The organism is Rhodoferax lithotrophicus (assembly GCF_019973615.1).
GTDB lineage: Bacteria > Pseudomonadota > Gammaproteobacteria > Burkholderiales > Burkholderiaceae_C > Rhodoferax > Rhodoferax lithotrophicus.
In genome coordinates, this window is sequence record NZ_AP024238.1 from 4,193,530 (window position 1) to 4,206,763 (window position 13,234).

Sequence of the window (13,234 nt, forward strand, 5' to 3'; positions counted from 1 at the left end):
CTATCCAACACATGAATAAAAACGTCATTGCGCTTTTTGCGCTACTCGCGGCATCCGCTGGTGCCTACGCTGCTGGTGCTGACCTTGGTCAAGCCGTCAAACAAGCCACCAACTGGACGGCCATCAGCATGTTTGCTGGCTTCGTTGTCTTCACGCTGTTCATTACAAAATGGGCTGCCGCCAAAACCAAGTCGGCAGCTGACTTCTACACCGCTGGCGGTGGCATCACCGGCTTTCAAAATGGCTTGGCCATTGCGGGCGACTACATGTCTGCAGCCTCATTCCTGGGGATTTCCGCCGCCGTGATGGCCAGTGGCTACGATGGACTGATTTACTCCATCGGCTTTCTGGTCGGCTGGCCCGTCATCACCTTCCTGATGGCCGAGCGTCTGCGTAACCTGGGCAAGTTCACCTTTGCCGACGTGGCTGCTTTCCGTTTCGAGCAAAAACCGGTGCGTATTTTTGCTGCGTCGGGTACGCTGGTGGTGGTGGCTTTCTATCTGATTGCTCAGATGGTAGGCGCCGGTCAATTGATCAAACTGCTGTTTGGTCTGGAGTACTACATTGCCGTGATCATCGTGGGTGCTTTGATGATGGTTTACGTGCTGTTTGGCGGCATGACTGCCACCACCTGGGTGCAAATTATCAAGGCTTGTTTGCTGCTGGGCGGCGCATCCTTTATGGCACTGTCCGTCATGTGGCACTTTGGTTTCAGCCCTGAAGCCATGTTCGCCGAAGCCGTAAAAATCAAAACTGACCTAGCACTGAAAGACGGCAAGATTGCCGAAGTAGCTGCTGCAGCTGGCCAGTCCATCATGGGCCCAGGCAACTTTGTGAAAGACCCGATCTCTGCCATCTCCTTCGGTATGGCGCTGATGTTCGGTACCGCTGGTCTGCCACACATCCTGATGCGCTTCTTCACAGTTCCAAGCGCCAAGGAAGCGCGTAAATCCGTGATGTGGGCAACGGGCTGGATCGGCTATTTCTACCTGCTGACCTTCATCATTGGTTTTGGTGCGATCACTTTTGTGCTGACCAACCCAGAATTCCTGGATGCCAAGGGTGCCCTCAGAGGCGGCGGCAACATGGCGGCTATTCACCTGGCCAATGCTGTGGGTGGTAACGTGTTCCTGGGCTTCATCTCTGCCGTGGCATTTGCCACCATTCTGGCCGTGGTGGCTGGTCTGACGCTCTCTGGCGCATCTGCCGTGTCACACGACATCTACGCCACGGTCATCAAAGCCGGTAAAGCCAACAGTGCTGACGAATTGCGTATCTCCAAGCTGACCACCATTGGCCTGGGTATTCTGGCCGTGACACTGGGTATCGTGTTCGAGAAACAGAACATTGCATTCATGGTGTCTTTGGCTTTTGCGATTGCTGCTTCGGCCAACTTCCCCGTGTTGTTCATGTCAGTGCTGTGGAAAGACTGCACCACCAAGGGTGCCGTGATTGGTGGCTTCCTGGGTCTGGTTTCTTCCGTGGCCTTGACCGTGGTGTCACCTTCCGTTTGGGAAGCTACTTTGGGTAACCCCAAAGGTTCAGCATTGTTCCCCTACACCTCGCCCGCGTTGTTCTCCATGACCATCGGCTTTGTCGGCATCTGGCTGTTCTCCATTCTGGACAACAGTGAACGTGCCAAAAAAGACCGCGCTGGCTTCCTGGCACAACAAGTGCGTTCTGAGACTGGTATTGGCGCAGACGGCGCATCCGGTCACTGATAAGCAAATAGCACGACACCTGGAACCCATGGTTTCAGGTGCGATAAGCTTCTAGGGCTGTAGACACATCGTCTACAGCCCTTTTTTTCGGAATAACAACTGTGTCGAACGATTTTTCATTCGGTCATTCTCCATTTCATACGCTCAGTGCCACCGAGCAGGCCTTGTTGCACGAGCAGATACAAGCCGTCACCTGGCCAGCCGGTGCATCCTTGTTGAATCCATCCATCACCCCCGAACACCTTTGGTTGGTGCGCAGTGGCCATATCCAACTTGAAGAAGACGGGCATGTCCACGTGCTGGAGTCTGGCGAGACACTGCAATGGCGTGCCATTCTGACAGGCCAGCACCATGCCACAGCCACCGCATTGGACGAGGTCGAAACCTGGCAATTAAGCGCCAGCTTCCTGAAACAACTGCTCGCCAACAATGCCCGATTCAGTGCCAAGGTGTTCGAAGAGGTGGCACAAAGCCTGGCCAATGATGCCGAAATTGACCACAACCGCGAAATGATGTCCTTGATGCTGATGCGGGTGAAAGATGCCTATTTGCAGCGGCCGTTTTACGTGGAAGGTCAACTCGATGTGGTGTCGGTTTGCCGCCTGCTGGCAGAAAACAAGCTCAGTCACACCTTGGTGCGAGATGCACAGAATGGCATCGAACGCATTGGCATCTTTACCACCACCGATCTGCGTGATGCCTTGCTAAACAAGATAGCACCTACCGCTCTACCCATAAGGGATGTAGCCCATTTTGATCTTATTTCTTTGCATCCCGATGCGGAGCTTTTTGATGCACTACTGGTCATGCTGCGACACCGTGTACACCGCGTGCTGGTGAAAGATGAACACACTATTTTGGGCATTCTGAGCCAGCTCGATCTCATGAGCTTCATCTCCAACCACTCACACCTGATCACGCTACAGGTAGAGCAGGCCAACACCACGGCTGAACTTCAAGTAGCTGCGCTGCAAGTGGACGACTCCATCAAAATGCTGCAACGTGGTGGCATGCGCATCGAGATCATTTCCAAACTGGTGAGTGAGCTCAACAGCCAGATTTTTGCCCGCCTTTGGTCATTGCTGGCCCCGCCGGAACTGGTGCAAAACAGTTGCCTGCTGGTCATGGGCAGCGAAGGCCGCAGCGAGCAAATCCTCAAAACCGACCAGGACAATGCATTGCTGCTGCGTGACGGCTATAAATTCCCCGATTTGGCCCATGTCACAGCACAATTCAGCGCCACCCTGCTAGGCTTTGGCTACCCACCCTGCCCTGGTCAGATCATGGTCACCAACCCATTGTGGTGCCAGTCGCTCACACCGTTTCGTCAAACCATCGGCCAATGGTTGTACGGTGACGCGGCCGAGGGAAAGATGAACCTGGCCATCTTCATGGATGCACGTGCAGTGGCTGGTGATGCGGCACTGCTGGCCAACGCACGTGAATACGCGCTCAAGATGGTGATAGGCAGTGACAGCTATATCTCTCACATGGCCAGCGCCATTGACCAATTTCCCGAGCCCCAGAACAGCTGGTGGAATCGACTACCGCTGATGCAAAACCGCCAGTCCGAGACCTTTGACCTGAAGAAAATAGGCACCTTCCCCATCGTACACGGTGCCCGCGCGTTGGCGCTGGAATACCGGCTGGAGGCGCTTGGCACCACGGAGCGGTTACAAGCTTTGGCCAACCAGCATGTCCTGCCAGCAGACTTGGTGAGAGATCTCACCGAAACCCTGCGGATGTTGATGGCGTTAAAACTGCGCAACAACTTGCGCCAACGCTCTTTGGGTCAAACCATCAGCAATCTGGTGGAACTGGACAGCTTGGGCAAACTTGACCGTGATCAGTTGACGGATGCCCTGGGCATCATCCGCCAATTCAAACAATTTATCCGGGTGCATTACCGGCTGACGACATGAGACACCGACCCCACCTTCATGGGCAAACGGTATGATCAAAAGACACGCCTTCACTTCCTCTCTGACTCATCCCACCCCACGCCATGATTGATCGCTTTTTTATCACCCTGGACAGCGCTTTGCGCACCGTATTTACCTCTCACACAGGGGCACAGCCGTGCCCCACCGTGCCAGGCGATGTCACCGAACTCTCTGAACTGGACAAAAAAGAGGCTGGCGCGCTGATGCGTGTCAACCATGTGGGTGAGGTGTGTGCTCAAGCGCTTTATACCGCCCAGGCATTTGCTACTAAAAATGAAGCTCTTCGCGCCCATTTCATGCGCGCTGGAGCCGAAGAAACCGATCATCTGGCATGGACTGAGCAACGCCTCAAGGAGTTGGGCGAACGCACTTCACTGCTGAACCCGCTGTGGTACGCCGGAGCCTTTGGCATCGGCCTGATTGCCGGACGGCTGGGCGACCCGGTGAGCCTTGGCTTTGTGGTCGAAACTGAAAACCAGGTGGAAGCCCATCTGGACAGCCACATGAGCCGCCTGCCAGCGGGTGACCATGCTTCACGCGCCATCGTGGCACAGATGAAAGACGACGAAGCGCGTCATGCCCTCAATGCCAAAGAGCTGGGGGCAGTGGATTTGCCAGCACCGGTCAGAGGCCTGATGACCGCTGCCGCCAAAGTCATGACCACCATCGCACACCGGATTTAATCCTGGTTTGATCAGACCTCCACCACCTCAAAGCTGGTGGTGATCTGCGCAGTTTTGCCCAGCATGACGCTGGCCGAGCAATACTTGTCGTGACTCATGGCAATGGCCCGCTCCACCGCTGCAGCGGGCACACCTTTACCAGTCACCGTGAAATGCATGTTGATTTGGGTGAACACCTTCGGATCCACTTCAGCGCGCTCGGCCTGCAGCTTGACGGTGCAGCCGCGTACATCGTGACGACCACGCTTCAGAATCAGCACCACGTCATACGCCGTGCAACCGCCAGCACCGGCCAACAAAGTTTCCATGGGTCGCGGTGCCAGATTCAGGCCACCGTTTTCGGGTTTGACGGCATCGGGCGCACCGTCCATCACCAAAGTGTGACCACTGCCGGTTTCGGCGACAAATCCCATGCCTGAACGCGTACCCAACGCGCCGGTCCAACTGACTGTGCATTCCATATTCATGGCCTCTTCAAAGTTCAAGACCCATGATTGTCGCTTTGGATGGAGGCTTATCATTCGTCACCTATGAAAACATCCCATTTGACCCCTGCCGACTACCTGATAAAAATCCTCACCGCACGTGTGTACGACGTGGCCGTGGAGTCCCCCCTGGAGCTGGCCCCAAGCCTGAGCACACGGCTGAATAACACCGTGTTGCTCAAGCGCGAAGACCAGCAACCCGTGCACAGCTTCAAGCTGCGTGGTGCTTACAACAAGATGGCGCACCTGACCCCTGCCCAGCTCAAAAAAGGCGTGATTTGCGCCTCGGCAGGTAACCATGCGCAAGGTGTAGCACTCAGTGCACAGCGGCTGGGCACCCGTGCCGTCATTGTCATGCCCACCACGACACCCATGTTGAAGGTGGATGCCGTGCGCAGCTTCGGCGGCGAAGTGGTGCTGTTTGGAGACAGCTACTCGGATGCTTACACCCACTCGGTGGAGTTGGAAAAGAAAGAAGGTCTGACCTTTGTCCACCCGTTTGACGACCCCGACGTGATCGCAGGCCAAGGCACCATCGCCATGGAAATACTGCGCCAGCATCAAGGCCGCCTGGACGCGGTGTTTGTCGCTATTGGTGGTGGTGGCCTGATTTCCGGCGTAGCCAATTACATCAAGGCCTTGCGTCCCGAGATCAAGGTGATTGGTGTGCAGATGAACGACTCGGATGCCATGGCACAGTCGGCAGCCGCCAAAAAACGGGTCACCCTGGCAGATGTCGGTTTGTTCTCGGATGGCACCGCCGTCAAGCTGGTCGGTGAAGAAACCTTTCGGGTCGCCAGCAACCTGGTGGACGACTACATTCTGGTTGACACCGACGCGGTGTGCGCGGCCATCAAGGATGTCTTTGCCGACACCCGCTCCATCGTCGAACCTGCGGGAGCGCTGGCAGTCGCAGCGATCAAGCAGTATGTGGCGCAACACAAATGCAAAGGCCACACCTTTGCTGCCATCCTGTGTGGTGCCAACATGAACTTTGACCGTCTGCGCTTTGTAGCCGAACGCGCCGAAGTGGGGGAGGAACGTGAAGCCCTGTTTGCCGTCAGCATTCCCGAGGAGCGCGGCAGCTTCAGACGTTTTTGTGAACTGATTGGTGACCTGCCCAACTTTGGTGGCCCCAAAACCCTGCGCAACGTGACCGAATTCAACTACCGTATCAGTGATGCCCACAAAGCCAACGTGTTTGTGGGCCTGACAACCGCCGCCAAGGGAGAGTCCGGCAAGATCGCCGCCCACCTGAGCAAACACCGTTTTGAGGCTCTCGATTTAACCCACGACGAACTGGCCAAAGAACACATCCGACACATGGTGGGTGGTCACTCAGCGCTCGCAAAAGATGAGCGACTGCTGCGCTTTGTATTCCCCGAACGGCCGGGAGCTTTGCTGAAATTTTTGAGTCTGATGCGCCCTGGCTGGAACATTTCCTTGTTTCACTACCGCAATCAGGGGGCCGACTATGGCCGCATTCTGGTGGGCCTGCAAGTCCCGGCCAGCGAAAACACAGAGTTCACCGAATTCCTGCAAACGCTGGACTTTCCCTATGTGGAAGAAACCGCCAACCCGGTCTTCAAAATGTTTTTGCAAGAATAGTGCGTATCTGACACCCCTTATTTGGAGAGGATCGTATGGCGGTAACCCTTGACGGCAAATTGGTAGTGGCCATTTCCAGCCGTGCCCTGTTTGACTTTGAAGAAGAAAACCAGGTGTTTGAGCAAGGTGATGACCGCGCCTACATGGCCATGCAGTTGCAACGGCTGGACATTCCCGCCAAACCCGGCGTGGCGTTTTCACTGGTCAAAAAGCTGCTGGCCTTCAACCAAACCCCGGTACAGACGGGGCCAGCAGACAGATTGGCAGCGCCAGCCCATCACCCCGTGGAGGTGGTCATCCTCTCGCGTAATGACCCGGTGTCGGGTCTGCGAGTATTTCGCTCGGCCCAGCACTATGGGCTGGCGATCGAGCGCGGCAGCTTCACCCGCGGTCAAAGCCCGTGGCGCTACCTGAAACCTCTACACGCCAACCTGTTTTTAAGCACCCATCTGAGTGACGTGCGTGCCGCACTGGCCGCTGGTGTGCCCGCTGCGCAGGTGTATCCACAGTCGGTGCATGCCAGTGATGCCCACCCTGATGAGGTGCGTATTGCCTTTGACGGTGACGCGGTGCTTTTCAGCGATGAGGCTGAGCGGGTTTACCAGGCGCAGGGTTTACAGGCGTTCCAAAAGCATGAGATCGACAAAGCCGCCTTGCCCTTGCCCGATGGTCCGTTCAAGCCCCTGTTGTTTGCCCTGCAACGCCTGCAAAACGCCGGCACCCCCGCCATGCGCATTCGCACCGCGCTGGTCACGGCCCGCAGCGCACCGTCGCATGAACGCGCCATTCGAACGCTGATGAACTGGCACATTGATGTCGACGAAGCCTTTTTCCTGGGTGGCCTGGACAAGGGCGAATTTCTTCGTGAATTTGAACCCGACTTTTTCTTTGACGACCAAACCGGCCACATTCAAAGCGCCGCCCAGCATGTGCCCTCCGGTCACGTCGCCAGCGGCGTGCGCAACTAACCCCATACCCCAACCGGTTTTTGCCACCCGCCATGTGGTGTGCTTGTCTGACCAGGAATCTCCCCCTATGCGTTTGATGCCCCCAATAACCGCCTTCAGAACCTTTGTGTCCCAAGCCTGGGCACTCTCACGACCTTACTTTGCCTCCGAGAAAAAATGGCAGGCACGTGCCATGCTGGCCGCCATCGTCGCCCTGAACCTGGCCTTGGTCTACATGGCGGTGTTGTTCAACGACTGGAACAAGCTGTTTTACGATGCATTACAAGCCAAAAATGCCGACGTGTTCTGGGCGCAACTGGGGCGATTCACTTACCTGGCGTTTGCCTTCATCGTTATCGCGGTCTACAAGTTCTACCTGACCCAATTGCTGGAAATGCGCTGGCGCGCCTGGATGACCAGCCACTACCTGGAGCGCTGGTTGTCCAACCAGGCGTTTTACCGGCTGGAACTGGCCCGTTTTGCCAGCCCGCCCGATGCCGATGGCATGCCGGCCCGAAACCCCGACAACCCGGATCAGCGGATTCAGGAAGACATCAACCAGTTCACCGCGTACAGCATTTCGCTGTCGATGGGTTTGCTCAACGCCGTGGTGACCCTGGCGAGTTTTGTCGGCATCCTGTGGGGCCTGTCGGGTGGTTTTGCGTTCACGCTGGGTGGTACAGCGTTCAACATCCCCGGCTTCATGGTCTGGATGGCACTGCTGTATTGCCTGGCGGGCAGCGTGATCACCCACTACATTGGCCGACCACAGATCCAACTCAACTTTGAGCAGCAGCGCCTGGAGGCTGAATTCCGTCACCACATGGTGCGGGTGCGCGAATACAGCGAAGCCATTGCGCTGGATCGGGGCGAGGGTGTTGAGCGCCAGCAGTTGGACACGCGTTTTGGCCAGGTACTGGGCAACTATCTCGCGCTGATCAAGGCGCAAAAAGGCTTGATCTGGTTCACCAGCTTTTTTGGCCAAGCCGCCGTGGTATTTCCGTTTGTGGTGGCCGCACCGCGCTTTTTCAGCGGAGCCATTCAATTGGGCGAGCTGATGCAGATCTCCAGCGCATTTGGCCAGGTGCAAGGCGCTTTGAGCTGGTTTGTCGACAACTACAGCAGCTTGGCGGCCTGGCGTGCCACCACCGACCGTTTAACCAGTTTTGAAGCATCTTTTAATGCTCTAGCGCTTGATAATAAAGCGCTGGTAGCTACAAACTCTGAAGCACTCGAAAGTGTTGACCTGCAGCTTGAGCTGCCCGATGGGTCGCTGCTGTTGCAGCATACCCGGCTCAAAGCCGTGACGGGCGACAGCATCTTGTTGCAAGGGCCTTCTGGCAGCGGCAAATCCAGCCTGTTTCGCGCCTTTGCGGGCATCTGGCCGTTTGCCTCAGGGCATTTGCAGCGCCCGCAGGATGCCATGTTCATGCCACAACGGCCTTATTTCCCCAACGGGCCACTGCGTCAGGCCCTGGCTTACCCGCAGGTGGCCAGCCTTTTCACGGACGACGAGCTGCGCCAGGCGCTGACCCTCGCCGAATTGCCCGATCTGACCCACCAGCTGGACCGGGCTGATGCCTGGGGTCAAACACTCTCTGGCGGGGAACAACAGCGTTTGGCCATTGCCCGCGTGCTACTGAAAAAACCACAATGGGTATTTGCCGATGAAGCCACCAGCGCACTCGACGAAGCCACAGAAAATACCTTGTACAAACAGCTTCTAAAGCATATACAACAAGCGCAAGGAGCTATTATTTCAATAGCACATAAACCAGGTGTTGCCGCTTACCATACCCGTCAATGGGTACTTCAAAAACAAACGGGCAGTGACCCTGCCCGTTTTGAACTGAAGGAAACCAAGCTTCACATCTGAGGTTTCTCGGTCTTGGCAATCTTGGTGGGAGAGTAGGTGAAAGACTGCTCCGTCATCAAACCTTGGGTGGAGGCATCCAGTCGGTTCGGAGTCAACTGGACTTGGTCTTTCACCTCTTGCTGCACCTGAACAGCGCTGGCACTGGCCAGCCAAAGTGATTTCATGTTGTCCAGCAACAACTGGTACATCGGTGGTTCAGGCGGCGGCTTGACTTCTTCAGGGGCCGGTTTTTTAACCGTCCAATCGGTCTGTACGGCTTCAGAGGAGCCAGCTCGGGTGGGGTCGGCCACACTGCTGTACACACCTTCTCCAAAATTGGGTTTATCCACCTGGTTGATCATGTTGATCACGCTGGGCACAGGTTCATCCGGTATCGCGTTTTGATGGCTTGGATTCACGGGTGCTACAGGTACCACTTTCCCGGTTGCGAGCGAAGCCGACTCCGCAGCAAGCGGCCGCGAACTGGGAATCCGGTCAATGGAAGGTAGTTGCATGGTGTGTAAGGCGTCAGAATGGGTCTGGGGTCTTTCCTCCGTTCGTTGACTCTATAACGGCAGAATTGAGGGGTAATTTAGGCCTATTTTTAAAATTAATCCATTTATTTCAAAAAAGGGTGGTTTGCACCCCTCATGCAGCCCGAACAACCCTGTCCCACAGCGCCCTGGCACAGCCCGCCGCTGAAATCAGGCCGGGTTATCATCACCTGAACTTAGAGCGATTGGTGGTATCGCATGTGTCTGACAGATTGGAAATGGAATTAACAACTTGGACCCTCAGCGCGGCTACGTCCTGTGTCTGTGTCTGTGTCATTCTGGCCCCATGGCTTCATCTTGAGGTATCGCGTTTATGAAGCATCAAATTTTCTCAAGACTGCGCTTGGGCTGGTTTTCCAGCATCGTCTGCTTGGGTGCCGTGGTGGCGCTGGTCAGTTACCTTTGGACTTCTCCAGACATCAACATTTTTTCACCCCACAAAACACCCCTGCTTTTCAGCCCGTATCTGGATTTGAATCTGGCGACCGAGGTCACGACACCGTTGTCCAACACTTTTTTTTCGGCCAACACCAAATCAAGCCTCAAAATGCCCACCTCAGAGTTGCTCAAGGGTTTCAAGACCTTGACGCTGGCCTTTGCCAGCGGTGAATGTGGCACAGAGCACTGGGGTGGCCTGAACGCCCAAACCTTGGCAGCAGCCAATATTCAAGCCCTGCAGCAAGCGGATGTGGGTTACATGATCTCCACTGGCGGAGCCGATGACATGTTCACGTGCAGCACCGAGAAAGGCATGGAAACCTTCATCACACGTTACCAGTCCAGCCATTTAAGGGGGTTTGACTTCAACATCGAAGCCCAGCAGACCGAAGCCATGATTCAAAGCCTAGTGCATCAAGTGCGTCTTGCGATGAACCGTCACCCTGACTTGCGCATCAGTTTCACGCTTGCCGCCACAGGGTCTGGTGACCACAACAGCCTGAACCTGACCGGCCAGCGGGTTATGAACGCCATCGCCAAAGAGGAAATGGAGAACTACCATATCAACCTGATGGTGATGAACTATGGTCATGCGGACCGCGGCAACTGCGTGGTGCGTCATGACCAATGTGACATGGTGGCCTCGGCCATCCATGCAGTGAATAACCTCAGCCGCAAATACCACCTGCCGCTGAACTACATCGAAGTCACTCCGATGGTGGGTATCAACGACGAAACCAGTAATGTATTTACACTGGAGGATGCCCACAAACTGGCCACATTTGCCAAGACTTACGGCCTGGGTGGCCTGCATTTTTGGTCGCTGAACCGTGACATGGCCTGCACCAGTGCCAGCACCCGTGCCTCAGCCACATGCCATGGCTTGCCCGGTATCGACAAGTTGGCATTCACCCAAGCCTTTGCCTGGCTCACGGCACCACCCAGCCAGCCCTGATTCAGCCGCTCAAACCTGTCTGCACAGTGGGATACCGCAATTTCAGACGCAGTTCTTTTTTCAGCCGTGTGTTGTCCATGCGGCGTGACTCCCCCATAAAACTCAGCAGCATCAAAGGCAATTGATTTTGTGCCCCTTCACGCGACACACGGGGCGGACGGGGCAAACCAAACAAGTCAGCGGCCAAATCAAAATAGTCCCCCATCTTCAGGCAGCTATCGTCATTCACATTGACCACACGACCATGCCAACCGCGCCAAAGGGCCGCCACACAGGCACGAGCCAGGTCGTCGGCATGAATGTGATTGGTAAACACATCCTCTTCAGGACGCAAGACCGGTGTACCTTTGAGCAGCCGCTCACGCGGTGTTCCGCCTTCACGATTGAGGGCGTAAATGCCCGGAATACGCAAGGTGCTGGTGCGCACACCCCTGGCCCGACCAAAGTGACGGACTCTGTTTTCCGCATCAATTCGCCTCTGGGCCCTTACTGTTTCAGCATGAGTAGCTCTTGTTTCCAGAGCAATCTCACCTTGGCAATCCCCATACACACCGCTGGTTGAAGCATAGACCAGCGCCTGGGGTGGAGCACGTCTGCACAATGTGCTCAAAAGTGCCTGGGTTCGCGGGTCTTGCCTGCCACTGCCAGGCGGCGGGGCTAGATGCACCACATAAGTCGCCAAACCACTCAGCCGCCTAAGGCTGGCAGGTTGGTCGAGATTCCCCACCAGCGGTGTGATGCCGCGTGTGCGAAATTCATCCACGCGCGTGGGGCTGGAGGTCAGAACCAGCAAACGTACACGCGGGCTCAAAATCTGCGCTACACGCAAACCCACATCACCACAGCCCACCAACAACACACGTTCTCGCCGAAAACGTGCTGGCAAGGCTCCAGGTCGGGTGGCATAGAGCTGGGGATGAGGGCTTCGCAATGCAGGCAAAATTGACACCTTTGATCATTTAAACAAACGCCTTGAGGATAACCAGAATATGACCGCCAGCAGCTCCACTTTTCAAGTCACCATCGAACCCAGTGGGCGCAGCTTCATGGTGACACTCACTGAAACCTTGCTGGCAGCGGGTATTGCCCAGGGTGTCAATCTGCCCTACGGCTGCAAGGACGGCGCTTGTGGTTCATGCAAGTGCAAAAAACTCAGTGGTACGGTCACCCATGGTACACACCAAAACAAGGCCTTGAGTAACGAAGAAGAAGCACAAGGTTGGGTACTCACCTGTTGCGCGACCGCCAGCAGCGATGTGGTACTGGAGTCGCGCCAGGTCACGGCTGAAGGTGCGTTGCCCATCAAGAAAATGCCGACCCGGGTCCAACTGCTTGAAAGAGTGTCGCCTGATGTGATACGCATGGTGTTACAGATGCCGGCCAATGAAGCCTTTCAATTCCATGCTGGCCAATACATCGAGTTTTTGCTGCGTGACAACATCCGTCGCAGTTACTCCATGGCCAGTGCCCCCCATCTGATCGCTCAGGGGCTGGAGCTGCACATTCGCCACATGCCTGGCGGTAAATTTACGGACCATGTATTTGGCGAAATGAAAGAACGCGATATTTTGCGTATTGAAGGGCCTTATGGCAGTTTTTATCTGCGCGAAAACAGCTCTAAACCCATGGTGTTATTAGCTTCAGGCACCGGGTTTGCCCCGATCAAAGCGCTGATCGAGCACATGCAGTTTGCTGGCATCACCCGCCCCACCACCTTGTACTGGGGTGGACGCAGACCCCAGGATTTGTACATGTCCGATTGGGTAAATGCCAAGCTCGCCGAGATGCCCAACCTGCATTACGTGCCCGTGGTGTCTGATGCAACTTCAGAAGATGCCTGGACTGGCCGCACCGGATTTGTTCATCAAGCGGTGCTGGAGGACTTTCCAAACCTCAGCAATTACCAGGTCTATGCCTGTGGGGCACCTGTTGTGGTGGAATCTGCACAACGGGATTATGTGAAGGCTGGACTGCCTGTTGATGAGTTCTACGCGGACTCATTCACCTCCGAGGCCGACAAACACCCAAAGCCCCAACAATAAGGG

11 protein-coding genes are annotated in these 13,234 nt (G+C 55.7%); 8 read left to right on the forward strand and 3 right to left on the reverse strand.

The features are described from left to right. The first annotated feature begins 11 nt into the window (after positions 1 to 11). From LDN84_RS19300 to coq7, 3 genes are all read left to right on the forward strand, one after another. Entirely contained in the window at positions 12 to 1,721 is a 1,710-nt protein-coding gene (locus LDN84_RS19300; protein WP_223913161.1) for a cation acetate symporter, read from the forward strand. A 101-nt stretch (positions 1,722 to 1,822) separates the two neighbouring features. After that, positions 1,823 to 3,643, forward strand: a complete 1,821-nt coding sequence (locus LDN84_RS19305) for a putative nucleotidyltransferase substrate binding domain-containing protein (protein ID WP_223905040.1) — start codon at positions 1,823 to 1,825, stop codon at positions 3,641 to 3,643. Positions 3,644 to 3,726: 83 nt separating this feature from the next. Further along, complete coding sequence (gene coq7 / locus LDN84_RS19310; protein WP_223905041.1) at positions 3,727 to 4,347, forward strand: 2-polyprenyl-3-methyl-6-methoxy-1,4-benzoquinone monooxygenase; 621 nt, start codon at positions 3,727 to 3,729, stop codon at positions 4,345 to 4,347. 11 nt (positions 4,348 to 4,358) lie between these two features. Here coq7 and LDN84_RS19315 read toward each other — a convergent pair whose 3' ends face one another. Further along, a complete protein-coding gene (locus LDN84_RS19315; RefSeq protein ID WP_223905042.1) occupies positions 4,359 to 4,808 on the reverse strand; it encodes an OsmC family protein in 450 nt (149 codons plus the stop codon). A 69-nt stretch (positions 4,809 to 4,877) separates the two neighbouring features. On the opposite strand from LDN84_RS19315, the gene ilvA reads away from it, so the two are divergent. The 3 genes from ilvA (at position 4,878) to LDN84_RS19330 (ending at position 9,263) form a co-directional block, all read left to right on the forward strand. Further along, positions 4,878 to 6,440: a threonine ammonia-lyase, biosynthetic gene (ilvA, locus tag LDN84_RS19320; RefSeq protein ID WP_223905043.1), complete on the forward strand. Its 1,563-nt coding sequence runs from the start codon at positions 4,878 to 4,880 to the stop codon at positions 6,438 to 6,440. A gap of 35 nt (positions 6,441 to 6,475) precedes the next feature. Beyond that, positions 6,476 to 7,408, forward strand: a complete 933-nt coding sequence (locus tag LDN84_RS19325) for a 5'-nucleotidase (protein ID WP_223905044.1) — start codon at positions 6,476 to 6,478, stop codon at positions 7,406 to 7,408. 67 nt (positions 7,409 to 7,475) lie between these two features. Then, positions 7,476 to 9,263: an ABC transporter ATP-binding protein/permease gene (locus tag LDN84_RS19330; RefSeq protein WP_223905045.1), complete on the forward strand. Its 1,788-nt coding sequence runs from the start codon at positions 7,476 to 7,478 to the stop codon at positions 9,261 to 9,263. Here the strand turns inward: LDN84_RS19330 and LDN84_RS19335 are convergent. Then, entirely contained in the window at positions 9,254 to 9,757 is a 504-nt protein-coding gene (locus LDN84_RS19335; protein WP_223905046.1) for a hypothetical protein, read from the reverse strand. The two genes, LDN84_RS19330 and LDN84_RS19335, sit on opposite strands and share 10 nt — an antisense overlap. Before the next feature lie 352 nt (positions 9,758 to 10,109). Here LDN84_RS19335 and LDN84_RS19340 point away from each other — a divergent pair, with 352 nt between their 5' ends. Then, a complete protein-coding gene (locus tag LDN84_RS19340) occupies positions 10,110 to 11,189 on the forward strand; it encodes a glycoside hydrolase family 18 protein (RefSeq protein WP_223905047.1) in 1,080 nt (359 codons plus the stop codon). A gap of 1 nt (position 11,190) precedes the next feature. On the opposite strand, the gene LDN84_RS19345 is transcribed toward LDN84_RS19340, so the two are convergent. Beyond that, positions 11,191 to 12,129: an NAD-dependent epimerase/dehydratase family protein gene (locus LDN84_RS19345; RefSeq protein ID WP_223905048.1), complete on the reverse strand. Its 939-nt coding sequence runs from the start codon at positions 12,127 to 12,129 to the stop codon at positions 11,191 to 11,193. Between the two features lie 49 nt (positions 12,130 to 12,178). On the opposite strand from LDN84_RS19345, the gene LDN84_RS19350 reads away from it, so the two are divergent. Further along, a complete protein-coding gene (locus LDN84_RS19350) occupies positions 12,179 to 13,231 on the forward strand; it encodes a CDP-6-deoxy-delta-3,4-glucoseen reductase (RefSeq protein ID WP_223905049.1) in 1,053 nt (350 codons plus the stop codon). The last annotated feature ends 3 nt before the right edge of the window (positions 13,232 to 13,234 follow it).

Coding starts and splice junctions, on each gene's coding strand:
- LDN84_RS19300 (WP_223913161.1), top strand. CDS start 12: ATGAATAAAAACGTCATTGCGCTTTTTGCGCTACTCGCGGCATCCGCT.
- coq7 (WP_223905041.1), top strand. CDS start 3,727: ATGATTGATCGCTTTTTTATCACCCTGGACAGCGCTTTGCGCACCGTA.
- LDN84_RS19315 (WP_223905042.1), bottom strand. CDS start 4,808: ATGGAATGCACAGTCAGTTGGACCGGCGCGTTGGGTACGCGTTCAGGC.
- ilvA (WP_223905043.1), top strand. CDS start 4,878: ATGAAAACATCCCATTTGACCCCTGCCGACTACCTGATAAAAATCCTC.
- LDN84_RS19325 (WP_223905044.1), top strand. CDS start 6,476: ATGGCGGTAACCCTTGACGGCAAATTGGTAGTGGCCATTTCCAGCCGT.
- LDN84_RS19330 (WP_223905045.1), top strand. CDS start 7,476: ATGCGTTTGATGCCCCCAATAACCGCCTTCAGAACCTTTGTGTCCCAA.
- LDN84_RS19335 (WP_223905046.1), bottom strand. CDS start 9,757: ATGCAACTACCTTCCATTGACCGGATTCCCAGTTCGCGGCCGCTTGCT.
- LDN84_RS19340 (WP_223905047.1), top strand. CDS start 10,110: ATGAAGCATCAAATTTTCTCAAGACTGCGCTTGGGCTGGTTTTCCAGC.
- LDN84_RS19350 (WP_223905049.1), top strand. CDS start 12,179: ATGACCGCCAGCAGCTCCACTTTTCAAGTCACCATCGAACCCAGTGGG.